23 protein-coding genes are annotated in these 23,647 nt (G+C 63.6%); 15 read left to right on the plus strand and 8 right to left on the minus strand.

Features of this window, described 5'->3' with window-relative positions; genetic code table 11:
- Window positions 1-7: 7 nt before the first annotated feature.
- The 7 genes from ACVIYL_RS20010 to ACVIYL_RS20040 all read left to right on the plus strand — a co-directional run bounded on the left by ACVIYL_RS20010 (window position 8) and on the right by ACVIYL_RS20040 (window position 8,400).
- Window positions 8-1,198 carry an MFS transporter gene (locus ACVIYL_RS20010; RefSeq protein ID WP_253607465.1) on the plus strand — a complete coding sequence of 397 codons (1,191 nt, stop codon included), beginning with the start codon at window positions 8-10 and terminating at the stop codon, window positions 1,196-1,198.
- Between the two features lie 203 nt (window positions 1,199-1,401).
- Entirely contained in the window at window positions 1,402-2,946 is a 1,545-nt protein-coding gene (locus ACVIYL_RS20015; RefSeq protein WP_456779548.1) for an SUMF1/EgtB/PvdO family nonheme iron enzyme, read from the plus strand.
- Between the two features lie 37 nt (window positions 2,947-2,983).
- Window positions 2,984-3,409, plus strand: a complete 426-nt coding sequence (locus ACVIYL_RS20020) for a DUF4399 domain-containing protein (RefSeq protein WP_456779549.1) — start codon at window positions 2,984-2,986, stop codon at window positions 3,407-3,409.
- A gap of 157 nt (window positions 3,410-3,566) precedes the next feature.
- A complete protein-coding gene (locus ACVIYL_RS20025; RefSeq protein ID WP_456779550.1) occupies window positions 3,567-4,313 on the plus strand; it encodes a transporter substrate-binding domain-containing protein in 747 nt (248 codons plus the stop codon).
- A 432-nt stretch (window positions 4,314-4,745) separates the two neighbouring features.
- Window positions 4,746-5,564 carry a formate/nitrite transporter family protein gene (locus ACVIYL_RS20030; protein WP_137480433.1) on the plus strand — a complete coding sequence of 273 codons (819 nt, stop codon included), beginning with the start codon at window positions 4,746-4,748 and terminating at the stop codon, window positions 5,562-5,564.
- A 60-nt stretch (window positions 5,565-5,624) separates the two neighbouring features.
- A complete protein-coding gene (locus ACVIYL_RS20035) occupies window positions 5,625-7,361 on the plus strand; it encodes a protein kinase domain-containing protein (protein WP_456779551.1) in 1,737 nt (578 codons plus the stop codon).
- A gap of 202 nt (window positions 7,362-7,563) precedes the next feature.
- Window positions 7,564-8,400, plus strand: coding sequence for an IS5 family transposase (locus ACVIYL_RS20040; protein WP_225164260.1), 837 nt, complete (start codon window positions 7,564-7,566; stop codon window positions 8,398-8,400).
- 62 nt (window positions 8,401-8,462) lie between these two features.
- Here ACVIYL_RS20040 and ACVIYL_RS20045 read toward each other — a convergent pair whose 3' ends face one another.
- Both ACVIYL_RS20045 and ACVIYL_RS20050 read right to left on the minus strand, forming a co-directional pair.
- On the minus strand, window positions 8,463-9,257 hold the full coding sequence (locus ACVIYL_RS20045) for a substrate-binding domain-containing protein (RefSeq protein WP_310883488.1): 795 nt from the start codon (window positions 9,255-9,257) through the stop codon (window positions 8,463-8,465).
- Between the two features lie 240 nt (window positions 9,258-9,497).
- Window positions 9,498-10,721 (minus strand): polyhydroxyalkanoate depolymerase, encoded by a 1,224-nt coding sequence (locus ACVIYL_RS20050; RefSeq protein WP_310883489.1) that lies wholly within the window; start codon window positions 10,719-10,721, stop codon window positions 9,498-9,500.
- Window positions 10,722-10,894: 173 nt separating this feature from the next.
- Here ACVIYL_RS20050 and ACVIYL_RS20055 point away from each other — a divergent pair, with 173 nt between their 5' ends.
- From ACVIYL_RS20055 to ACVIYL_RS20065, 3 genes are all read left to right on the plus strand, one after another.
- Window positions 10,895-11,551 carry a glutathione S-transferase family protein gene (locus tag ACVIYL_RS20055; protein WP_168857485.1) on the plus strand — a complete coding sequence of 219 codons (657 nt, stop codon included), beginning with the start codon at window positions 10,895-10,897 and terminating at the stop codon, window positions 11,549-11,551.
- 320 nt (window positions 11,552-11,871) lie between these two features.
- Window positions 11,872-12,306 (plus strand): cupin domain-containing protein, encoded by a 435-nt coding sequence (locus ACVIYL_RS20060; protein WP_057014914.1) that lies wholly within the window; start codon window positions 11,872-11,874, stop codon window positions 12,304-12,306.
- Window positions 12,307-12,337: 31 nt separating this feature from the next.
- Window positions 12,338-12,475: a hypothetical protein gene (locus tag ACVIYL_RS20065; RefSeq protein ID WP_016848367.1), complete on the plus strand. Its 138-nt coding sequence runs from the start codon at window positions 12,338-12,340 to the stop codon at window positions 12,473-12,475.
- 90 nt (window positions 12,476-12,565) lie between these two features.
- Here the strand turns inward: ACVIYL_RS20065 and ACVIYL_RS20070 are convergent, their stop codons facing one another.
- The gene (locus ACVIYL_RS20070) at window positions 12,566-12,790 is read right to left on the minus strand and encodes a hypothetical protein (protein WP_225161055.1); all 225 of its coding nucleotides are present in this window, start codon (window positions 12,788-12,790) and stop codon (window positions 12,566-12,568) included.
- 194 nt (window positions 12,791-12,984) lie between these two features.
- On the opposite strand from ACVIYL_RS20070, the gene ACVIYL_RS20075 reads away from it, so the two are divergent.
- Complete coding sequence (locus ACVIYL_RS20075; protein ID WP_253607475.1) at window positions 12,985-13,356, plus strand: hypothetical protein; 372 nt, start codon at window positions 12,985-12,987, stop codon at window positions 13,354-13,356.
- A gap of 100 nt (window positions 13,357-13,456) precedes the next feature.
- Here ACVIYL_RS20075 and ACVIYL_RS20080 read toward each other — a convergent pair whose 3' ends face one another.
- Both ACVIYL_RS20080 and ACVIYL_RS20085 read right to left on the minus strand, forming a co-directional pair.
- The gene (locus ACVIYL_RS20080) at window positions 13,457-14,560 is read right to left on the minus strand and encodes a mandelate racemase/muconate lactonizing enzyme family protein (RefSeq protein WP_310883487.1); all 1,104 of its coding nucleotides are present in this window, start codon (window positions 14,558-14,560) and stop codon (window positions 13,457-13,459) included.
- Window positions 14,561-14,783: 223 nt separating this feature from the next.
- Window positions 14,784-16,025, minus strand: a complete 1,242-nt coding sequence (locus ACVIYL_RS20085; protein WP_310883486.1) for an ABC transporter substrate-binding protein — start codon at window positions 16,023-16,025, stop codon at window positions 14,784-14,786.
- A gap of 238 nt (window positions 16,026-16,263) precedes the next feature.
- On the opposite strand from ACVIYL_RS20085, the gene ACVIYL_RS20090 reads away from it, so the two are divergent.
- Window positions 16,264-17,103 carry an AraC family transcriptional regulator gene (locus ACVIYL_RS20090; RefSeq protein ID WP_310883485.1) on the plus strand — a complete coding sequence of 280 codons (840 nt, stop codon included), beginning with the start codon at window positions 16,264-16,266 and terminating at the stop codon, window positions 17,101-17,103.
- 599 nt (window positions 17,104-17,702) lie between these two features.
- Here ACVIYL_RS20090 and ACVIYL_RS20095 read toward each other — a convergent pair.
- The 3 genes from ACVIYL_RS20095 to ACVIYL_RS20105 all read right to left on the minus strand — a co-directional run bounded on the left by ACVIYL_RS20095 (window position 17,703) and on the right by ACVIYL_RS20105 (window position 21,173).
- Window positions 17,703-18,466 (minus strand): IS5 family transposase gene (locus tag ACVIYL_RS20095; RefSeq protein ID WP_092083899.1). Its coding sequence is split into 2 segments (ribosomal slippage): window positions 17,703-18,128 and window positions 18,131-18,466, totalling 762 coding nucleotides; the frame shifts between segments, so codons are not numbered across the junction.
- 68 nt (window positions 18,467-18,534) lie between these two features.
- Window positions 18,535-19,824 carry an IS4 family transposase gene (locus ACVIYL_RS20100; RefSeq protein ID WP_253607404.1) on the minus strand — a complete coding sequence of 430 codons (1,290 nt, stop codon included), beginning with the start codon at window positions 19,822-19,824 and terminating at the stop codon, window positions 18,535-18,537.
- Window positions 19,825-20,162: 338 nt separating this feature from the next.
- Entirely contained in the window at window positions 20,163-21,173 is a 1,011-nt protein-coding gene (locus ACVIYL_RS20105) for a polyprenyl synthetase family protein (protein WP_057015096.1), read from the minus strand.
- A 135-nt stretch (window positions 21,174-21,308) separates the two neighbouring features.
- Between ACVIYL_RS20105 and ACVIYL_RS20110 the strand changes: the two genes are divergently transcribed.
- From ACVIYL_RS20110 to ACVIYL_RS20120, 3 genes are all read left to right on the plus strand, one after another.
- Complete coding sequence (locus ACVIYL_RS20110) at window positions 21,309-21,536, plus strand: putative signal transducing protein (RefSeq protein WP_026193157.1); 228 nt, start codon at window positions 21,309-21,311, stop codon at window positions 21,534-21,536.
- A 16-nt stretch (window positions 21,537-21,552) separates the two neighbouring features.
- A complete protein-coding gene (locus ACVIYL_RS20115; RefSeq protein ID WP_456781858.1) occupies window positions 21,553-22,356 on the plus strand; it encodes a tRNA1(Val) (adenine(37)-N6)-methyltransferase in 804 nt (267 codons plus the stop codon).
- Window positions 22,357-22,652: 296 nt separating this feature from the next.
- Complete coding sequence (locus tag ACVIYL_RS20120) at window positions 22,653-23,564, plus strand: S49 family peptidase (protein ID WP_057014921.1); 912 nt, start codon at window positions 22,653-22,655, stop codon at window positions 23,562-23,564.
- The last annotated feature ends 83 nt before the right edge of the window (window positions 23,565-23,647 follow it).

The following is a 23,647-nucleotide window of genomic DNA, read 5'->3' on the forward strand; positions in this document are numbered from 1 at the left end:
CGTGCCGATGAACAGTCCTAGCAACAGTCCAAGCCGGGTGATCACCTTCGTCAACGCCGCCCATTTCATCGATCACTACGCGATGCTGATCTTCGCCGCCGCCGTCATTATCATGGGCCCGGCGCTCGGCATGGCCTATTCGGAACTGCTGCCCTATGCGACCCCGGGCTTCATCGCCTTCGGCGCCGGCTCGCTGATCACCGGCTGGCTCGGCGACCGCTGGAGCCGCCGCCACATGATGGTGATCTTCTTTGTCGGCATCGGCCTGTCGATGATCTCGGTCGGCTTCGTGCAGACGCCGCTGCAGCTCGGCGCCGCGCTGCTGGCGATCGGCGTCTTCGCCTCGATCTACCATCCGGTCGGCACCGCGATGATCGTGTCCTATGCCGAGAAGCTCGGCGCCCAGATGGGGATCAACGGCGTCTGGGGCAATCTCGGCGTCGCCTCGTCGGCGCTGGTGACCGGCGTGATCGGCCAGTATCTCGGCTGGCGCTGGGCCTTCATCGTGCCCGGCACGGTCACCGTGCTGATCGGCATCGCCTTTGCGATGACGGTGGTGCATGAGGACCGCAAGGGCTCCAGGCAGGCCGCAGCGCAGGTGCGGGTCGCCAAGGAGGACATGTGGCGGGTGGTGCTGTCGCTGCTGATCGTGGTGATCGCGATCTCCACCACCTTCAACGCGGTGACCGTGGCGCTGCCGAAGCTGTTCGCCGAACGGCTCGCCGACCTGACCAAGAGCCCGGCGCTGCTCGGCGTGATCGCGGCCGGGGTCTATGTGTTCGGCGCGATGACGCAGTACACCATCGGCAAGCTGCTCGACAGATATTCGCTGAAGACGGTGGCGCTGCCGCTGTCGTTCCTGCTGGCGCCGTTCCTTTATCTGGCGGCGAGCCTAAACAACCTGCCGCTGATCGTGGTCTCGATCGGCATCGTGATGGGCGCGTTCGGCCAGGTCACGGTGAACGATGCCATGGTCGGCAAGTACACCACCGAGGAATGGCGCTCGCGCGCCTATGCGGTGCGCTATTTCGTCGGCTTCACCGCGGCCGGCGCGTCCGTCGGCCTGGTGGCCTGGCTGTACGACCAGGGTGGCTTCTCGATGATGCTGCGCGCGTTCGCGGCGCTCTGCCTGCTGGCGATCGCCGCCGCGATCATCCTGCCGCGCGAGATCCGCACCCCGGCCGCGCAGGCGGGCTGACGCAGGCGTTTTGCCGCCCGTTTGCCGTTGCGACGAGGCGTGCCCGCCCGACCGGCGGGCCTCGGCCGACGGCGGACAACCGTGACATGGTCACGCTTCGCGAACTTTGTCCCGACCCGCAGGTGTGGTAGGTTGAAACGGGCCTCGGGGACGAAGGCGCCGGTTGCGCCTTGAACACGTCTTTGCGGAGCAGCCGGAGCGCTATGGGAGAAATTCGCGACTTCAAGTCAGGCCGGTCACAGGCCGACAATACCCAGCCTCCCGGCGATTCAATGCCGCGGCGCCTCGCGGCGATCGTAGCGGGCGATATCGCCGGCTACAGCCGGTTGATGCAGCTCGATGAGGAAGGCACGCATACGCGCGTCAAGCGGACCCTGCGCGATCTGATCGAGCCCACCATTGCCGAGCACCACGGCAAGCTGGTCAAGACCACCGGCGACGGCTTTATCGCGATGTTCGACAGTCCGGTCGAGGCCGTCCGCTGCAGCATCGTCATCCAGCAGAACATGATCGGCCGCAACGCGGCGATCGCGAGAGATCACTGGATCGAGTACCGGATCGGCGTCAACCTCGGCGACGTCATCATCGAGCCCGACGATATCTATGGCGACGGCGTCAACGTGGCCTCGCGCCTGGAAGGGATCGCAGCGCCGGGTGATGTCTTTATTTCCGGCGGCATCTACGAGCAGATCAAGCACAAGATGGTCTGCGGATACGAATCGCTCGGCGACCGCAAGGTCAAGAACATCACCGATCCGGTCCGGGTTTATCGTGTGCTGCCGGACGCCGCTGCGTACCAACGGACGCGCAGGCGCCGCGAGTCCGTCCTGCTCACGCTGCTCGGACTGGCGGTCGCGATCATCGCCGGAGGCGTGCTGTGGTATCTGCTGGCGCAACCGCGCGGCAAGCCGGCCGATGTGGCACAGGCGCCTCCGGCACCGGCGGCATCGCCTGCCGTCCAGCCGCCGGCACCAAGCCCGGCTCCGACCCAAACCGCAAGTCCGACCCCGGCGGCACCGACACAGCAAGCGTCGCCTCAACCCGCGCCCTCGGCGAGCCCTACCCCGGAGCTGCCGGAGCCCGAACTGGTCTCACTTCAGGCCGGCAGCTTCTCGATGGGAAGCAATGACGATCCTTCGGAGCGGCCGATCCGCCGGGTGACGGTCAAGCCCTTTGCCATGGGCAAATATCCGGTCACGGTCCGCGAATGGAACGTCTGCGCAACGGCCAAGGCCTGTGGCTTCACGGCCAGCGGCAAGGACGACGTTCCGGTCACCAATGTGAGCTGGAGCGACGCGAAGCAATATGTGACCTGGCTCGCCGAGCGCACCAAGAAGCCCTACCGGCTTCCGAGCGAAGCCGAGTGGGAATACGCGGCGCGCGGCGGAACGCAATCGAAGTACTGGTGGGGCGACCAGGTGCAATCGGGCCACGCCGGATGCAAGGATTGCGGCGGCGACAGTTCGGCCGAGCAGCCGGTCAAGGTCGGCAGCTACAAGCCGAATCCGTTCGGCCTCTACGACATGGGCGGCGGGGTCGATCAATGGGTCGAGGATTGCTGGCACAGGAATTACCAGGGCGCGCCGACCGACGGTGCGGTCTGGTCCGGCGGCGACTGCGCCTCCCATGTCATCCGCTCCGGCTCGTGGAAGAATGACGCACGCTATGTGCGTCCGGCCAATCGCGATAATTACGACACCAATGTCCGTTATCCGACCCACGGTCTCCGGGTTGCGCTGTCTCCCTGAGCGATCATCCCTGATCGCCAGGCTTCATGGAGGGGCTATGAAAAGTTTGGGCTTGATCATGCTCGCTGCGGCACTGACGCTGTTCGCGGCCCCGGCCGACGCGCAGAACAAGCCGGCCGGCAAGGACACCAAGCTGTATTTCATCTGGCCACGCGACGGCGCTAAGCTGAAAAGCCCGTTCTGGTGCCGCTTTGGGCTGCGCAACATGGGCGTCACCCATGCCGGCGACGACTACCCGAACAGCGGCCATCACCATCTTCTGATCGACGTGAATGAGCCGTTGAATCCGAATGAGCCGATCCCGTCGGACAAGTCTCACCTGCATTTCGGTGCCGGCCAGACCGAGACGCAGCTCGATCTGGCGCCCGGCAAGCACACCTTGCAGTTGGTGCTGGGCGACGCCAAGCACTATCCATTCAGCCCGCCGGTCGTCTCCGAAAAAATCACCATCCGGGTCAGATAGGCCGATACGGATAGCTCCCTTGCGGGAACCGGCGCTTGCACAAGGCCGCGCCGTGCGGTTTGTTGCGCGCCTGCCGGACAGCAAGATTCGGCATGGAGGAAGTCTGATGTCGTCTCGACTGCTGCGTCTGGCCGGCCTCGTTCTGGGAGTGATTGTCATGGCCACATCAGCGGATGCCGACGCCTTGAAGGATCAGATCGCGCCGACCGGGAAGCTCCGGGTCGCGATCGCGATCAGCCCGGCCGGCGGCGCGTTCTGGTCGACCAAGAGCGAGAACGGCTATGCGGGCGTTCCCGTCGATCTCGGCCGCGAGATGGCGGCGCAACTCGGCATCCCCGTCGAATATGTCGTGCACCAGAATTCCGGCCAGATCACCGAGGCGGCGGCCAAGAGCACCTGGGACATCACCTTCCTGCCCAGGGATCCCGAGCGCGAGACCAAGATGACGTTCGGGCCGATCTACGAGGTTGCCGACGCCACCTATATCGTCAAGCCCGGCTCGACGATCACGAATTTCGCCACGCTCGACCAGGACGGCGTCAAGGTGGCTGCCGTCAATGCCACCACCACGATGCGCGGCGCGATCGCCCATCTCAAACACGCCACGGTCACGGGCTATCAGACCTATGACGAGATCTTCAATCTGCTGAAGAGCGGCGAGATCGACGCCTTCGCATTGTCGCGCGATCAGCTCAATGCGATGGCGAAGAAGATCCCGGGCACGCGCGTGCTGGACGAGACCTTCAAGCAGACCGTCACCGCGGTCGCGGTGCCGCTCAACCATCCGCTCGCCGCGGCCTTCGCCACCAGGTTCATGACGGAGGCGATCGCCAACGGCACGCTCCGCAAGGCCTACGACAACAACGGGCTGAAGGGCGCGCCGGTCCGCACCGAGGTGAAGTGAAGTAGCGGTGCGTATCGACCCTTTCCCCGTCACCCCAGCGACAAAGGCGACGCCTTTGCGCGGGGATGACGGTGATGGAGGGGCGCGCATCCTCTGGGCGACATCTGGGCATGCTGCATAATTCCGCGCCATCGCGCCATGCGGTTCCTGCGCCACCAGCCTAACTCATTGTATTAACAGGGATTTAAAGCCAAGCGCCAGCGTCGCCGCTTGGCACGTCCATTGCTTTTGATTGCACCAGTCAATGACGACTGCCGTTCTCCGGATTGCCGAGGCCAGTGCTGGCCGAGGCGAGGGGATCAAGGTGCCCGGCCCGGGCGTCTCGAGCAATCGTTGCAGCCCAATCTCCCCGGACGGACGAGCATTTCAACCAACCCGCGTCGCTTCCGGCAGGCAACCGGCGCGGCCGAATTGCGCAAGGGGATTTTACGAATGGCCTATCTCGCTCCGTCCGAATTCGTCACCAAGATGGTGGATGCCGGCGAATCCAAGATCTTCATGTCGACCCGCGACACCGTGATCCGCGCCTATATGGCCGGCGCGATCCTCGCGCTGGCAGCCTGGTTCGCCGTGACGATCAACGTCAATACGGGTCAGCCGCTTGTCGGAGCATTGCTGTTTCCGGTCGGCTTCGTCATGCTCTATCTGCTGGGCTTCGATCTATTGACCGGCGTGTTCGTGCTCTCGCCGCTGGCGCTGCTCGACAAGCGCCCCGGCGTTACGCTCGGCGGCGTGCTGCGCAACTGGGCTCTCGTGTTCATCGGCAATTTCGGAGGCGCGCTCACGGTGGCGTTCATGATGGCCTTTGTCACGACATTCGGCTTCACGCAGGAGCCCGACAAGGTCGGCATGACCATCGGCAACATCGGCGAGGGCCGGACGCTGGGCTACGCGGCGCATGGCGCGGCGGGTATGGCCACGCTGTTCATTCGCGGCATGCTCTGCAACTGGATGGTCTCGACCGGCGTCGTCGGCGCGATGATTTCCACGACGGTGCCCGGCAAGGTGATCGCGATGTGGATGCCGATCCTGGTGTTCTTCTACATGGTATTCGAGCATTCGGTGGTGAACATGTTCCTGTTCCCGTCGGGACTGATGCTGCATGCGAAGTTCTCGATCATGGACTACCTGATCTGGAATGAGATCCCGACCGTGCTCGGCAACCTCGCCGGCGGCCTCGCCTTCACCGGGCTCACGCTCTACACCACGCATGTGAAGACGGCGCCGAAGCGCCAGCGCCTCGCGGCTTGATCCTCGACGACTTATGGGGCTCTCCTGTCGCGGAGGGCCCCATTCGCTTTGGGACGGTCGATGCCGCGCGCGCTGAAAATATCGGTCGGGCAATTCTCTGATCAGGGCCGCAAGGACGCCAATCAGGACTTCCACGGCGCCTTGATCCCCGACGAGCCGCTGCTCGGCCTGAAGGGCATCACGGTGGTGCTTGCCGACGGCATCTCCTCGAGCAGCGTCGGCCGCATCGCCGCCGAGTCCGCGGTCAAGAGCTTCCTGACCGACTACTACTGCACCTCGGAATCCTGGTCGGTGAAGACCTCGGTGCAGCGGGTGCTGGAGGCGACCAATTCGTGGCTGCACGCGCAGACAAGGCGGAGCCAGAATCCCTACGACAAGGACAAGGGTTACGTCTGCACGCTGAGCGCCCTGGTCGTCCGGTCGACCACGGCGCATCTGTTCCATGTCGGCGACTCCAGGATCTACCGCGTCGCCGGTAACAGCCTCGAGCAACTGACCAACGACCACCGCGTCGTGATCTCCTCGCAGCAGAGCTATCTCGGCCGCGCGCTCGGCGTGAACCCGCAGCTCGAGATCGACTACCAGGCTCTCCCGCTGGAGCGCGGCGACATCTTCCTGCTGGTGACCGACGGGATCTACGAGCATGTCCCGGCGCGGCAGCTGGCGAAGACGATCAAGGACGGCGCCGCCGATCTCGATGTTGCCGCGAAATCGATCGTCGAGCAGGCCTATGAGAACGGCAGCCCGGACAATCTCACCGTGCAGATCGTCCGGATCGACGAATTGCCCGACGGCGATGCCGGCGAGGTGTTCGGCCAGCCGACCGAACTGCCGCTGGCGCCGCTGCTCGACGCACGGATGCTGTTCGACGGCTATCGCATCGTGCGCGAGCTGCACGCATCGCACCGTAGCCACATCTATCTCGCGGTCGACGAGGACAGCGCCACCACGGTCACGATCAAAATCCCTTCGATCGACCTGCGCGACGATCCGGCCTATCTGAAGCGTTTCATGATGGAAGAATGGGTCGCCCGGCGGATCGACAGCCCGCATGTGCTGAAGCCGTTTCTGCCGCAGCGCAAGCGCAATTTCCTTTACGTCACGATGGAATATATCGACGGCCAGACCCTGACGCAGTGGATCACGGACAATCCAGCGCCGGCGCTGGAGACGGTACGCGGCATCACCGAGCAAATTGCAAAAGGGCTGCGCGCCTTCCACCGCAAGGAGATGCTGCACCAGGACGTCAGGCCCGACAACATCATGATCGACAGGACCGGCACGGTGAAGATCATCGATTTCGGCTCGACGCGGATCGCTGGTGTCGCCGAGGCAGTGCCGGCGGGCGTCGAGGACATCCTGGGCACCCAGCAATACACCGCGCCGGAATATTTCCTCGGCGAGGGCGGCACCGCGCGCTCCGACCTGTTCTCGCTCGGCGTCGTCACTTACCAGATGCTGACGGGACGCTTGCCCTACGGCGCGCAGATCGCGCGGGCACGGACGCGATCCGACTTCAACCGGCTGGTCTACCGACCGGCCGCGCATGGCGGCCGTGATGTCCCGACCTGGGTCGACGGCGCGCTGGAGCGCGCCGTGCATGCCAATCCGCTCAAGCGCTACGAGAGCTTTTCGGAATTCTTGTTCGACCTGCGCAATCCCAACGCAAAATATCTGACGACGTCATCGACCCCGCTGATCGAGCGCAACCCGGTGCTGTTCTGGAAGTCGACCACCCTCCTGCTGGCGCTGGTCGTGGTGCTGCTGCTCGCCTACGGCGCGCATCATTGGCGGTAGTGTATCTAGTCGCCATCTAGTCCCGTCACCCTGAGGAGCCCGCACTTGCGGGCGTCTCGAAGGGTCGACGGCCACCAGCCGGGCCGTGCATCCTTCGAGACGCCCGCAAGTGCAGGCTCCTCAGAGCCTGACTGAAAAATGGGTGAGTGATCTCAGTGGGGTGTGATTCCATCGGATTTGCAAAGATTCGAGGGAGAGCACGATGCCCTGGACCAAGATCACTCGGGAGCAATATCGGCGGGACGATCTGCGTTATGCAAGCGATATGACCGATGCGGAGTGGGCGCTGATCAGACGCCTGTTGCCGCGAGCGAACCGGCGCGGCCGGCCGCGTAAGACGGAGCTGCGTCGTGTGATCGAAGCGATCCTCTATATCGTTTCGACCGGCTGCCAGTGGCGGGCGTTGCCGCAGGAGTTCCCGCCCTATTCGACGGTGCAGGGCTATTTTTATAGATGGCGGGATACAGGCCGGTGGCAGAGGATTGTCAGCGTGCTTGTCCGACGGGCGCGAAAAAAGCTTGGACGGACACCGAAGCCGACGGCAGCCGTGATCGACAGTCAAAGTGCGCCGACCACCCAAGCTGGCGGACCGCGCGGCTACGATGCAGGCAAGCGCATCTACGGCCGCAAGCGGCATATCGTGACGGATACCAATGGCCTCCTCCTCGGGGTTCATGTTCATCCGGCCAACGTTCAGGACTGCCATGGCGCCGTACCGCTGCTGAAGAACGTGCGGATGAACTTCCCCCGGCTGCGCCACGTCTTTGCCGACCGGATCTACCGCGGAAATCAACTCCTCGACGCGCTCTCAGACTGCGGTCCATGGACTGTCGAGATCGTCGAGCGGCCTCAAGGCGTCAAAGGCTTCCAGCTTCTGCCGAGGCGGTGGGTGGTTGAACGCACATTCGCTTGGTTCGGCAGATGCCGCCGCCTCGCCAAGGACTTCGAGGCGACGGTGGCAACCGAAGCTGCCTGGCTGCTGATTGCACACATCAGGCTCCTGACCCGCAGACTCGCGGCTGCAGCTAAGGTTGGGTGATTTATGAGTCAGACTCTCAGGATGACGGGGAGGGAGTAGAACGGGGAGAGAGTCGGACGCCGCTAATGCGTCCCACCCGCCGCAATCGGATCGAGGCCGCTCTTCACCAGCGCGTCGTGCGCATCCGGCGAGGCGAGGAAGCTGATCAGCGCCTTGCCGGCCTCACGCTCCTTTGCAACCGTCGCGATCCCGGCAGAAAACACCGTGATCTTCTGCAACGGCTCCGGCAGTGGGCCGACGATCTCGATGCCGGCGACCGGCTTCAGCTCGGAGATCTGCTGCAGGCCGATCTCGGCCTCGCCCTTGGCGACGATCTCGCCGACCGGGGTCGCCGGGATCATCCGCGCCTTGTCCTTCATCTGATCGGCGATGCCGAGCTTTGCGAACATCTCGGTCGAGACATAGACGCCGCTGGCGCTGTCGGAATAGGCGACAGACTTCGCCGCCAGCAGCGCCTGCTTGACGGTGTCGGCCGAGCCGATGTCCGGTTTTGGCGCGCCGGCCTTCACCGCGATGCCGATCGGCGACTTCACGAGGTCGACGCGGCTGTCGGCCAGCACTTTGCCCTGCTTGATGAGATCGCCGAGCGCATAGCCGACCATGATCAGCACGTCGGCCGGCTCGCCGCGCTCCAGCCGCACCGGAATGGCGTTCGTCGTGGTACCCATCGACGGCCCGAAGGCGGTCACCACCTTGTGCCCGGTCTTGCGTTCGAACTCCGGCACCAGCGCCTTGTAGGCCGCCGTCAGCCCGCCCGAGATCATGACATGGACTTCGGCGGCAGTTACGGCTGAGGTGAAGGCGAGGGCGCCGATCACGGCAAGCGTGAGGGCACGGAAGGCAGTGGGCGCGCGCATGGAGTTTCTCCCTGGACGATTCTTCGGAAGCGGGTCGTCGTGGCCGGGGAGACTACTGCGCGAGGGCAGGCATGGCTAGCGCCACACCGTCATTGCGAGGAGCGCAACGATACAGATGGAGCATTGTCGGGAGGCGAGATTTCGTAGCCCGGATGAAGCGGAGCGAAATCCGGGGGCGGCTTCTCCGCGGAAACACCTTCCCGGATTGCGCTTCGCTTCATCCGGGCTACGGGGAATCTGTCACGAATTCACATGCACGAAGTCGCGCAGCAGCGGGTAGATCTCGTTGTTCCAGCGCTTGCCGGAAAACACGCCGTAATGGCCGACGCCGGCCTGCATGTGATGCACCTTGCGATAGGTGCGGACTCCGGTGCAGAGGTCTTGCGCGGCGAGCGTCTGGCCGATCGAGCAGATGTCGTCCTTCTCGCCTTCCACCGTCATCAACCCCATGCGCCGGATCGCCGCCGGATTCACCGGGCGGCCGCGATGCATCAGCATGCCCTGCGGCAACAGATGCTCCTGGAACACGTCGCGCACCGTCTCGATGTAAAACTCCGCCGGCAGATCCATGACCGCGAAATACTCGTCGTAGAAGGTCTTGATCACAGCGGCCTTGGCGGTCTCGCCCTTGGCGAGATGATCGGCGAGATCGATGTGCTGCTTGATGTGCCGCTCCAGGTTCATCGACACGAACGCCGTGAGCTGCACGAAGCCGGGATAGACCTGACGCAACGCGCCCTTGCACTGCATCGGCACGTAATTGATCAGATTGTCCTCGAACCATTTGATCGGCTTGCTCTTGGCGAATTCGTTCACCTTGGTCGGCTGGATCCTTGTGTCGATCGGCCCGGCCATCAGGGTGAGCGAGGCCGGCCGCGCCGGGTGATTGTCCTCCGACATGATCGTGGCGGCCGCCAGCGCCGACACCGAAGGCTGGCAGATCGCCACCATATGCGCGCGCGGGCCGAGCTGGCCGAGGAAGTCGATCAGATGGTCGGTGTAATCCTCGAGCCCGAAGCGGCCCTTGCTGCGTGGGATGTCGCGCGGGTTGTGCCAGTCGGTGATGTAGACGTCGTGGTCCTGCAGCAGCGTCTTCACGGTACCGCGCAGCAGGGTGGCAAAATGCCCGGACATCGGCGCCACCAAGAGCAGCCGCGGTTGCTCCGGTCCGTCCACCTTCCTGAAATGCAGCAGCGAGCCGAACGGCGTGGCATAGGCGACCTCCTCGGTCACCTCTAACTCCCTGTTGCCGACCGTCACGCTGCCGATGCCATAAGGGGGCCGCGCGTAGGTCAGGCTGGAGCGCGAGATCAGCTCGAGCGCGGCCGCGAGCCGGCCATACATCCGGTCAGCGGCGCCCTGCGGCACCAGATTGAGGTATTTCAGCGCCGCTGCAGCCCCGGTCCGCCATGGCGCCGTGAGGTCCATGTGGTTCTGATAGGCTTGGTACATCATTGACATCATACGCATCCACCCGTGGCCTGGCTTGCCATGCAATATCGACGCCAGAGGCGGGCCGGCCGCCCGGCAAATTGGCACGTGGCTTGCTGCAAAAGCTGATGGCTCCGGGTGCGCGGCGGCTGAACCGGCGCGCGATATCCGGGAGCTGAAGACGCGTTCAGGCGTGAGGGACCGATATGGCGAAAGCGACACTCACCATCAGCAGCAAGAATTACTCCTCCTGGTCGCTGCGCGGCTGGCTGCTGGCGAAATTCGCCGGGCTCGACTTCGAGGAGGTGGTCACCGCGCCCGACGACCCGTCGGCCCGCGCCGAGCTGCTGCTGCTGTCGTCCTCGATCCTGGTGCCCTGCCTGCGCCACGACGGTGCGACGGTGTGGGATACGCTGGCGATCGGCGAGTATCTCAACGAGATCATGCCGCATGCCGGGCTGTTGCCGGAAGACCGGATTCAGCGCGCGCATTGCCGCTCGATCTCGGGCGAAATCCATTCCGGCTTCACCACGCTGCGCTCTTCGCTGCCGGTCAATCTCAAGGGCCATTTCCCCGGCTTCAAGATCTGGTCGCGAGCGCAGGCCGACATCGATCGCGTCTGCACCATCTGGCGCGATTGCCTAGGCGCGTCGGGCGGGCCGTTCCTGTTCGGCGAGCGCCGCACCATGGCGGACGCGATGTATGCGCCGGTCGTGACCCGCTTCATGACCTATGACGTCAAGCTCGAGCCTGCACTTGCGGTGTATGCCAGCACCATCATGACGATGCCCGAGATGCAGGAATGGATCGAGGCCGCAAAGGCGGAGCCGGCCGACGTCGAGGAGCTCGAGGTCGAATATTAGGCAGCGCCCGTGCCGGCCTGCCTGCATCGGCGGCTCAAGCACGAGGCAAGCCTTGCTCAATGGACGTGCCACCGGCGTCGGGTACCTGCCATGCGCGACGGACGCGCGCGACAGCCACTGAGGCGCAAATTCGCGCCTCGCTCCAAATGCTTCCGCGGCGATATCAGCGCATGGCGAGACGGTTCGCCGCAGCCCAATCCGGCTGGCAAGGATTTCGCATGGCATGACCGAGCTGTGACCGCGACGATGCGACGCTGCCGAAAATTTGGACGCCGAGCCGCGCCGCGATCTCGCGAACACGAGAACCGTGGAGGCTTGAAATGAACCAGCACGCCGTCGTCAGCAAATTCTCCCACGTCAAACCCGGTGACACCGAGTTCAAGGGCGGAGGTCTGCGCGACTTCTTCCTGTATCGCGATCTCGGCATCGCCGATGCCACCAGCGGGCAGGTGATCTGCCACCTGGTCAAGGCCAATCCCGACATGCCGCCGGAGCAGGGCACCGGCTGGCACAAGCATCTGTGCGATTTTCAGATCGTCATCATGACCAAGGGCTGGGCGCGCTTCATGTACGAGGACAAGGAGACGCTTGTCGAGGCCGGCGACGTCATCCATCAGCGTCCCGGCATCACCCACTACCTGTTCGATTACTCGAAGGACATGGAATACCTCGAGATCGTCAGCCCGGCCGATTTCAAGACCGTGGACGTGCCGCCGGCGACCGAAGCGGTGCCGCCGATCACGCCGTGGAAATGATCGCCAGGCAGGACAGAGAGGAGGGATCGCAATGTCGTCTGCGGAGGAGTTAACTTTTGTTATCGGCCGCTGGCTGCGGCCGATCGTCATGCTTCTGTATGTGGTGCGCAGCCTGGGGCTGATGACCACATCTAGCCGTGAACAACGCAGTACGCTGCTCGATCAGTGATTCGGACGCGGTTCGTTCCACCCGCGTTCCAAATCTTAAGGCACGGTGTGCGCGCGTCGCGTTTTGAAACAGCGCGCGCCGATGCCGGCCTCAGGCCATGCCCGCCTGCTTCTCGCGCGGCTTCCGCCAGGCGATGACATTGGCTTCCAGCGCGCCGCCGGTGGTGTCATTGCGCCACTGGCCGTTGACGAAGCGGCAGGCGAACGGCAGCTGATACGTTCCGCTATGATCCTCACAAAGTACTTCCACGCGCTGTTCCGGCGCAGGTTCGCCATTGCCGTCGAATTGCGCCAACCGTTTTTCGCGCGTTGCCATGCGATCTGTCTCCACTGCCCAAGGTCGAGCCAAAAGGGATCGAACCAAACAAGTTCCGAAGGCCCCCGTCCCCACGAGTAGTCCCGTAATGGGTGAAGCACACCGCTTGAATGCGGTTTCAGTGTGGTATGTCTGCCTCGCTTTCAGCGTCGCGAGCACAAAACTGTGAATGACGCATTTGCCTGGAGACGCCGATGACCGCTCGTTTTGTTCTCGCCTTGCTGGCACCGCTCGCACTCGGCGTCGCCGGAACCGCGCATGCGCAGGACGTTCCCGGCATCGAGATCTGCACCGTCGAGAAAACCATGGAGCGGCGCACCAGCTGTCTGCAGAGCAATGTCGACTTCCTGCAGAAGACGATCAACAAGCTCACGTCGGATCATCAGCAGAAGCTCGACGCCGCCAACCGACAGATCGCGAGCTTGCAGAGTTCGGTCGCGAGCTTGCAGAAGCTCGTCACCGATCTGCAAACAGCGCAGGTCAAGCTGACCGAGGATCTGAAGAAGAAAGCCGACGCGCCGCCGGCGAAGGATGCCGCGCCGGCTGCGAAGGACGGGACGAAGTAGGAAATCGTCATTGCGAGCGAAGCGAGGCAATCCATCCCACCGCGCGTGCGGAACGATGGATTGATTCGTCGCTTCGCTCCTCGCAATGACAGGGTCTCAGCTACGCCACCCGATACTGCTCCATCACGTCGCGATCCGGCTCGTAGCCGAGGCCGGGTCCCTGCGGCACGGCGACATGGCCGTTGGCGTCGACGTCGATGCGGTCGCCCCACAGGCAGGCGGGACGCTTCATGAAGAACACCTCGATCAGCCCGGCGTCGCGGATCGCCATCAGATGCAGCGTGGCGAGGAAGCCCGGCCCGAAATAGGGCGAGTGCGGAATCACCTGGACGCCGAACTCGTCGGCGAGGACGGCCACCCTCAGAAATTCGGTGATGCCGCCGACCTTGATCACGGAGGGCTGCGCGTGACTGACCGCGCCCGCGGTCATCATCTGGCGGAATTGATGCACGGTGCAGGCGTTCTCGCCGGCCGCGATATCGAGCCGGCCTTCTCTGCGCACCTCGGCGAGCGTCGCAAAATCCTCCGGCGGCCAGACCGGCTCCTCCAGGAACAGCGGCGCGGCCTGCTTGCAGTCGCGCGCGAACTGGATCGCCGCGGGTCCGTCCAGCGGGCAGTTCATGTCGACCATCAGTGGCACGTCGGGGCCGATCGCCTCGCGCGCGGCGGTGACCGCAGGCACGGTGGTCTCGTGCAGCTTGATCGCCGAATAGCCCAGCTTGATCGCCTTCTTGCATTCGGCGGCGATATGCGCCGGATTGCCGATCCGCATCAGGCTCGCATAGGCCGGGATCGTGCTGCGCTTCGCGCCGCCGATCAGTTGATGCAGCGGCACGCCCTTCACCTTGCCGGCGAGATCCCATAGCGCGATGTCGAGCGCCGAGATCGCAAACATCGTGATGCCGTAGCGGCCGAACAGATGCAGGTTGCGCTGGATCTGCTCCATCGCGGCGGGGATGCTGGCGGCGTCGGGCACCTCGAGGCCGCGCGCCTGCGGTGCGATCATCTCGGCCACCGCCGTGCAACTCGTCTTCGGGCAGACATAGGCGAACGCATCGCCCCAGCCGGTGAGGCCGGCATCGGTCGAAACCTCGACCAGCACCATGTCGAGCGCCGAGATCGCGGAAGCTCCCTGGCGGAAGCTCGCGGGCCCGGCGTCGTAGGGAATGCGGATATGGTAGGCGCGGACGTCGGTGATTTTCATTGTTGTTGTCCTTCCGATCGCAGGATGTGCCTGGAATTCGTGGTGGCCGGACACTTGAGCTTGAAGAACGGCGGCGCTTCGGCTGGTCTGGGTTCCGGTCATCGCAAATCTTGCTCGTAACGAGTCTTGCTTGCGACAAGTCTTGCTCGTGAATCATGTCGAAGACGTGGATGCCCGGCGCACGGCCGGGCATCACGAACCGCAAAGTTGTGGAGGAAAGCCCTCAACTGCTCTTCTCGCCGCTCATGATGGGGCCGAACCGCTCCCAGCTCTCGCCCTTGAAGCGCATCATCTGCAACTGCTCGATCGGCGCATAGTCGTCCGGCCCGGTCTTGATCTTGGTGCCGGGCAGATAGATGCCGATCTCGAGGTTGAGGCTAGCCGCCTGCTTCATCAGGTTCTCGCGGGTGAGATTGTCGCCGCATTGCCGCAGCACCTGCTCGAGCCCCTTGGCGACACCATAGCCGAATACGGTGGCGGCGTCGTCGAGGTCGCCTTCGGGATACCACTTGGTCATGAAGGCGCGCCACTCGGTCATCGCCGGATCGTTCTTCCACTCGGCATCCTTGGGGTCCTTGAGATACGCCGTGGACAGCACGCCCTGGCTCGCTTCATAGCCGGCCGGCTTCATCACGCCACCGATCGAGCCGGAGACGTTGGTCAGGAACTGTACCGGATGCCAGTCGAGCTCGGCGGCTTTCTTGATCGCCTGCGCCGCGAATTTCGGCGTTGCAATGTTGACGAAGATGTCGGGGTTGGCGCCCTTGATCTGCACGATCTGCGAATCCACCGTCGGTGACGAAGTCTCGTAGGAGGATTCGACGACGATCAGCTTCTTGGCCTGGTCGCCGAGCCCGTCATGCAGGCCGATCAGATAGTCCTTGCCGAAATCGTCGTTCTGATAGAGCACGCCGATGGTCTTGCCCGGATAGTTCTGCAGAATGTACTTGGCATAGATGCGCGCTTCGACCTGGTAGCTCGGCTGCCAGCCCATGGTCCACGGGAAGTTCTTCGGATCATTCCACTTGGCCGCGCCGGTGGAGACGAACAGCTGCGGCACCTTCTTGGCGTTCATGTATTTCTGGATCGCGGTATTGCCCGGCGTGCCCAGCGGATTGAAGATCAGGAGCACCTCGTCGCTTTCGACCAGCTTGCGGGCCTGCTCGACCATCTTCGGCGGCGAGTAGGCGTCATCGTAGGAGATGAAGTTGACCTTGCGGCCGTTGATGCCGCCTTCGCTGTTGAGCTTGTTGAAATAGGCGGCTTCGGTCTTGCCGATCGTGGCGTAGGCCGACGCCGGACCGGAATAGGGCATGATGTTGCCGACCTTGATCTCGGTGTCGGTTGCGCCCGGATCGTATTTCTTCTGCGCGTTGGCGGCGCTGGCGACGGCGATGGTCAAAAGCCCCGCAAGCGCCGCTGATTTGACGCAGTTGGCATAGCTCAAGCGTTGGTGGTGCATCATTGTCCTCCCTGACATGCTGGCCGCGGCTCTTGCAGTCTTGATTATCGGGCAGCTTGATGAGCCGTCGGATCGATGCGTTGGCGAGTATGCACGATTGCAACATTGTTGCCAGCGACGGCTTTGCGGGTAAATTTCCGTGGAGCGGAACCGCGGTTTCGCCGTCGGGCAGCAAGGACTGTCAAATGCCGCGCGCGGCAGCCGTGCATGATGCCCGAGCTTTGCAGGAAAGCCGTCATCCATGAATCCAGCCCAGAAGGCGCTCTGGTATATCGAAAGCCATCTCGGCGCGCCGCTGACGCTCGACGAGATTGCCGCCGTAGCCGGCGTCTCGCGCTTCCATCTGGTACGGGCGTTCGCGGAGGCGACCGGGTTCTCGGTGATGCGTTATGTGCGGGCCCGGCGGCTCAGCGAAGCCGCGCGCCAACTCGCGGCCGGTGCGCCCGATATTCTCAGCCTCGCGCTGGATGCGGATTACGGCTCCCACGAAGCATTCACCCGCGCGTTTCGCGACCATTTCGGCGTCACGCCCGAGACGGTGCGCGCGACAACGTGTCTGACGACACTCAATCTCCAGGAGCCGATCACCATGATCTCGACAGCTCTCGACCACATCGATCCGCCGCGCATCGCCACCGGGAAGGCGTTCCTCGTCGCCGGCATCGGCGAGCGTTACAACCACGGCAATGGCAGCGATGCCGGCATTCCGAACCAGTGGCAGAGTTTCCACCAGCAATGTGTGCATATTCCCCGTCAGATCGGCAATGTCGCCTATGGCGTCTGCTGCAACGGCGATGATGCCGGCAATTTCGATTACATCGCCGGCGTCGAGGTCGCCGATTTCTCCGACCTGCCGCGCGAGTTCGCGCGCGTCCGGATTCCCGAGCAGAAATACGTCGTGTTCACCCACGCCGACCACATCTCGACCATCCGCCGCACCGTCAACACGATCTGGAATCGCTGGCTGCCGCAATCCGGCATGAAGGTCGCGGACGCGCCGAACTTCGAGCGCTACGACGAGAAGTTCGATGCGAGTACCGGCAATGGCGGGCTGGAGATCTGGGTGCCGGTGAAGGAGTAGCGGGCGCCGGTGCAGCAAACCCTGGTGTCGCCCCCGCGAAAGCAGGGACCCATGACCACCGATGCTTGTTATTTGCGTGACGCTAGAATGACGAGACCCACCTACAACTCTCGCCGCGGAGTATGGGTCCCTGCTTTCGCACTAGGGCATTTACACATCTCTTCGAGGCTAGAAAACCGACTCATCATCAAGGGGTTAGCTACTAGGCGAGAGCCGAAATCGGCGGGCGCAACCCTAGTGCAGATGAGTAAGTTCTCTGCGGTTTTCGGCCAACTCTTTGAGAAGACTCCGGAAAGACTGCGGAGGATATGTATATACGCTAGTGCTTTCGCAGGGACGACACCGTCGATCGTGCCGACGTTGTTGGGTGAGCCATACACCTGAGTTGCCCGGGCCAACAAACTCGATGTCGTCCTGGCGAATGCCAGGACCCATTACCCCAAATGGCAATTGTTGCGCGACGCCGGGGCCGCGATCTCTTTCACCATCAAATTCGGTGGCCATGGGTCTTGGCTTGCGCCAGGACGACAAATATTTTGCGACGGGCGGTGCAACAAACTGGGTGTCGTCCCTGCGAAAGCACTAGGCGGTGTGGACAGTTATCGCAGCCATAGGACGATGGCTGCGAGAGTGATGACGGCAAGGTAATTTCGGGCGGTCTTTTCGAAGCGGGTTGCGACGCGGCGGAATTGCTTGAGCTTTGAGAAGCAGCATTCGACGAGATGGCGCTGGGCATAGAGATGCTTGTCGAGCGGATACTTGAGCGCGCGTGACGGGTTGTTGGGGATGACGGCGAGCGCGCCCTTGGCTGCAATGTCCTGGCGCAGGTGATCGGCGTCATAAGCCGTATCGGCCATGAAAACCTCGGCAGGCAATCCCTCGATCAATGTGGCGGCTTGCGGTGCATCGCCCTTCTGGCCTGCGGTGATCGTGAACCGTACCGGACATCCCAAGCCGCGAACGGCCATATGTATCTTGGTGCTCAGGCCGCCGCGCGAACGGCCAAGCGCCTGATCTTCAGACCCCCTTTTTTGGCCCCGGCAGCATGCTGATGGGCTCGAACAATGGTGGAATCGACAATCAGATATTCGAAGTCCGGATCGTCGGACATTGCCTCGAAGATCCGCCACCAGACGCCTTTGGCACTCCATCGGCTGAAGCGCCGGAACGCGCTGTTCCAATCCCCGAACGCTTCCGGAAGATCACGCCAGGGAGAGCCCGTGCGAACGATCCACAGCACACCTTCCACGAACATCCGATTGTCGCGCCCGGTCGAGCCCTTCTGGTCAGGCCGGCCTATGATCAGCGGCGCCATCCGCTCCCAAGCCGCATCGCTCAACACCAGACGATCCATCACACCCAAGACTGCCTCCCAAAAGCAGCCTTGAATCTGATTTGCTCCTAAAAGGGAATCCTTAGAGTCCACACCGCCTAGGGGATGCACACATTTCTGAGGCTCCATCCGAGAGCGACGGCGCGGAAGTAATCGAGACCGTTTTTGAAGGTGATGGGGCCTGGTGGCTTGGAGGACGGATAGCCGTCCCATCCTCCAATGCGGCCGATAATCCAGGCCGCCCAGGCAAGACGATCGGACGGATGCGGGTTCTTCAGTCGTCTGTTCCTGGCTTCAAGCTGCTGATTGAGGGCGGTCAACGCATCGATCTCGCTGGGATTGAAGGCAACGTGAAGCGACTGCTGGCTCCCGTTGCGCGCTTGCAGGAGCTGGATGGTGATGATCGCGGCCTTGGCAGCGATGGCAACCAATTTGAGAAGCCGGCCGGCGGTGCCGATCTGGCTATCCTCGAGCTTGAAGCCCTGCGTCTTGAGGACGCGGAAGAACTGCTCGATGATCCAGCGCTGCTTGTACCAGGCGACAATGCGCCAGGCATCGTCTGAACTGGTGACCTCGTGAGAGGTGAGAAGACGCCAGTGCAACGGCTCGACGTTGGGATCGGCATTGATCTCGCGGACGTCAACGATGGCCAGATGCAGGCTTTTCGGCAAATGGCGCAGGAACTTGCTTTGCGGCCGGGCCAGCTCGATTGCGCCGAAGCGAAGTTCGAGGTCCATCGGACGTGCAGGCCGCCCCGCACGCGCAGGCAACTCGATGATGCGACGCTCTACCGCCGTCATGGCGTCGATCGCCGCATACAAACCCGTCGTGTCGGCCAGCTTGCGATCATGCATGCTGCGGGCGATCACGCGGTAGTCTTGCTCGGCTGCGCTGGCATAAAGAGCAAAGATGTCGCTCTCGCGGTCACCAAGCAGGGTCACCATTGCAGCACCGGTAAGCAGCGGCTTGGCCGCAAGGGCGGTGGCAATCCAGCGCTGCGATTCCTTGTCCGACAGGTCGCGGCTGTCATGCGAGACGCTCCGAGGGCCTTCACGCGTCCACACCTCGCCGCTCAAAAGTCCCAGGCAGGTGCCATTGTCCGCATCCACCGCCAGCATCGGGTGCAGCAGCACGCCGTGGTGATTGCCCTTGCCGATCTCCCCGAGCCCGCGCCGGCGTTGCGGCGTGGTGTTGAAGTGGATCTCGCTGGTGTCCTGGATCGCCAAAACATGGCGGCCTGTAACCGCCGCAGCCGTGCTTTCGCTCCAGCTTTCGATGATGCGCTCCTTCGTCACCTTGGAGTTACCGAGAAAGCGGTTGAACCGCACCTCCAGCGCGCGGTCTCCCTTGGAAAGCCGCCGAAGGCATACATCCTTGCCCGCGACCATGCGTCCGATGAGCGCCGCCCCCCTTTATCGAGACGACCATCCTCGAACCGGCCCAACGTCCAGTCAATCCGCGACAACATGCTGGCACCTCCGCCCAAGCCGAAGTGCCGTAATAGAAGTCACCGAGACCCCCGATTCTGGAATCCCCAATCTCTGATCCGAGTCAATCCGTCGCACCAGATGTGTGCATCCCCTAGTGCGAAAGCAGGGACCCATAACCGCCGATGCTGCTTATTGTGCGATGTTGGAACGACGAGTCCCCGTCACAACTTCGGCCGCAGAGCATGGATCCCTACTTCGCAGGGACGACACCGTCTTGTTGTTCGCGAGTGCCTAGATCAATGAGAGCGCGCCAGGCAGAACGCGACGACCTCTTCCAGCGCGGTCTTCATCGGCGAGGGTGGGAACAGCGCCAGCGCGTCGACCGCCATCGCGCCGTAGTGCTGGGCGCGGCTGATGGTGTCTTCCAGGGCGCGGTGCTTGGTCATCAGCCCGATCGCGTGATCGAGGTCGGCCGACCCGATCTCGCCGCGCTCCAGCGCGCGGATCCAGAACTTGCGTTCGGTATCATTGCCGCGGCGGAAGGCGAGCACCACCGGGAGCGTGATCTTGCCCTCGCGGAAATCGTCGCCGACATTCTTGCCGAGTTTTGCGGATTTGCCGCCATAGTCGAGCACGTCGTCGACGAGCTGGAAGGCGATGCCGAGATTCATGCCGACCGAGCGGCACGCGGTCTGCTCGGCCTTCGGACGGTTGGCGATCACGGGGCCGACCTCGCAGGCGGCGGCGAACAGCTCCGCGGTCTTGCCGCGGATCACCGCGAGATATTCGTCCTCGGTGGTCGCGGTGTTCTTGGCGGCGGCAAGCTGCATCACCTCGCCCTCGGCGATGGTGGCGGCGGCGGCGGAGAGGATGTCGAGTGCGCGGAGCGAGCCGACCTCGACCATCATCCGGAACGCCTGGCCGAGCAGGAAGTCGCCGACCAGCACGCTGGCCTCGTTGCCCCACAGCATCCGCGCGGACAATTTGCCGCGGCGCAGCTCGCTCTCGTCGACCACGTCGTCATGCAGCAGGGTCGCGGTGTGCATGAACTCAACCGCGGCGGCGAGCTTGATATGGCCGTCGCCGGAATAGTCCGCGAGCTGGGCCATTGCCAGCGTCAGCATCGGGCGCAACCGCTTGCCCCCGGAGGAGATCAGGTGATTGGCGACCTCGGGGATCATGGTGACCTCGGAGCCGGTCCGCGAAAGGATCGTCGCGTTGACGCGCTCCATGTCGGCGGCGAGAAGTCCCACCAGCCCGTCGATCGAAGCATTGGACGGGCTTTCGAAGGGTACAATAACCGCCACGCTGGTCTCCAATTTTGCCGAATACGCACTATGCTCAGCTATAACAATAGAAACTGAGCGGTGCAGCGGCAAGGCCATCAAGTTATTGACATGTGGCGCAAGTGCCGCACTGCCGGGGCGACAGGAGAGCGTATTTTGCGGGAATTGGTACGGACCAATGACATGGTGCTGGTCTCCGCCATCGGCGCGCTGCTCGACAGCGCTAACATCCATCATCTGGTGCTGGACCAGAACATGAGCATCATCGAGGGCTCGCTCGGCGTGCTGCCGCGGCGGATCCTGGTGCATGAGGACGACAACCACGAGGCCCGCCAGCTCCTGACCGATGCCGGCCTCGGCCACGAATTGCGGGCCGATGACTAGAGCGTTTTCGAGCGAAATGGGCCCCGGTTCGCGTGAAGAAAACGCGTCAAAAAGCGAGTCTCCGGCCGCCGGGATCACCGAAGACGGATTTCTCGGTGGCCAATTGCGCCTGCGGCAACCCCGCAGCGGCCACCGCGCCGGCCATGACGCGATCCTGCTCGCCGCGGCGACGCCGGCTCGATCAGGCGACCGCGTCGTCGATCTCGGCTCCGGCGTCGGCGCGGCCGGGCTGGCGGTGGCGCGGCGGGTGAGGGGGATCGATCTCGTCCTGGTCGAAATCGACCCGGCCCTGGCCGAGCTTGCGCGGAATAATGCCGCCACCAACGCGATCATGGCGAAGGTGATCGTGCTTGATGTCGAAGCCGGCGCCGCAGCCTTCGATGATGCCGGCCTCGGGCCGGATAGCGCCGACGTCGTGCTGATGAACCCGCCGTTCAACGATCCGTCGCGGCACCGCGCCTCGCCGGACGGTGTGCGCGAGCGCGCCCATGTCGCGAGCGCGACCACGCTGGCCGGCTGGGTTCACGCGGCGCGGCGGATTCTCAAGTCGAACGGGCAGCTTGCGCTGATCTGGCGGACCGACGGCATTGCCGAGGTGCTGGCTGCGCTGGACCGTGGTTTTGGCAGTGTCGAGATCCTGCCCGTTCACGGCGACGGGGCGTCGCCGGCGATCCGAATCCTGGTGCGGGCGACCAAGGGCGGCCGGGCGCCGACGCGGCTGCATGCCGCACTGCTGCTCAATGAAGAGTCAGGCGTGCCCAATAAATGGGTGCAGGAGATTCTGGCCGGGAAGGGGGATTTGCCGCTGGCGCGGCGCTAAAAAGATCATGCTCGAACAAGAAGCCAAGGCGCGATGGCATTGCGCTTTAGCGGGCAGGCATGCTGCCCACGTCGTCAGAGGCACTAAATCACTGCGAAGCCGTTTCCGACTGGCGGTCCGGCGTGGACGTGAAGTGGATCGCCGCCAGGAGTGTACCGATCAGCAAAATCAGCAGATAGATTTTCATGAGTCCCTCTCCGCCCGCGCATTGCAGCCCCAATGACAAAATGCAAAACGCGTTCCACGGATTCCAATGACAGTGGCGTGATAAAAAGTGGTTAATTCGAGGTAACGGCATGAGTGAACAAATAAGTGATCACGCTGGACGTTCGGGACTGCTCGAACGCGTGCAGGCAGTGTTGCCGGCGCGCTTCAGGCGCGGCGCGGCCGTCGTGCCGGTGGTGCGGCTGGCAGGCGTGATCGGCGCGGTGACGCCGTTGCGGCCCGGCATGACACTCTCCGGCGTCGCCAAGATGCTGGAGCGCGCCTTTGGCACGCGGAATGCCAAGGCGGTAGCGCTGGTGATCAATTCGCCGGGCGGCTCGCCGGTGCAGTCGCGGCAGATCTATCTGCGCATCCGGCAACTCGCCGCCGAGAAGAAGCTGCCGGTGCTGGTGTTCGTCGAGGACGTCGCGGCGTCCGGCGGCTACATGATCGCCTGCGCGGGCGACGAGATCTATTGCGACCCGTCCTCGATCCTGGGCTCGATCGGCGTGGTCGGCGGCAGCTTTGGCCTGGAGGGGCTGATCAAGAAGATCGGGGTCGAGCGCCGGCTGTATACGGCGGGGAGCCACAAGGCGATGCTCGATCCGTTCCTTCCCGAGAACCCGGACGACGTTGCCCGGCTGAAGGCGATCCAGCGCGAGATCCATGCGATCTTCATCGCGCTGGTGAAGCAGAGCCGCGGCAGCCGCCTCAAGGGCGCCGACGACATGCTGTTTACCGGTGAATACTGGGCCGGCGATACCGCGATCGGTCTCGGGCTCGCCGACGGCATCGGCGACATCCGCTCCACGCTACGGGCCCGCTATGGCGACAAGGTGCTGACCCCGGTGATTGCGCCGGCCAGCGGCTTGCTGTCCGGCCTGCTCGGCCGGCGGGCGCCGGGGGCAGGGTCGCTGGCGGCGCTGGACGGGCTGGCCGCGCTGCCGGACGAGGTGATCTCGGCGCTGGAAACCCGGGCGATTTGGGCCAGATTCGGGCTGTGAACACAGGGATGTGAGCGCGCCATTTAGCCCCAAAACCGCGATTGCGGCGCAGGCCGCCTTGCGCGAGAATGCCTGTCGTTGGG

The organism is Bradyrhizobium sp. USDA 3315, from assembly GCF_054056795.1.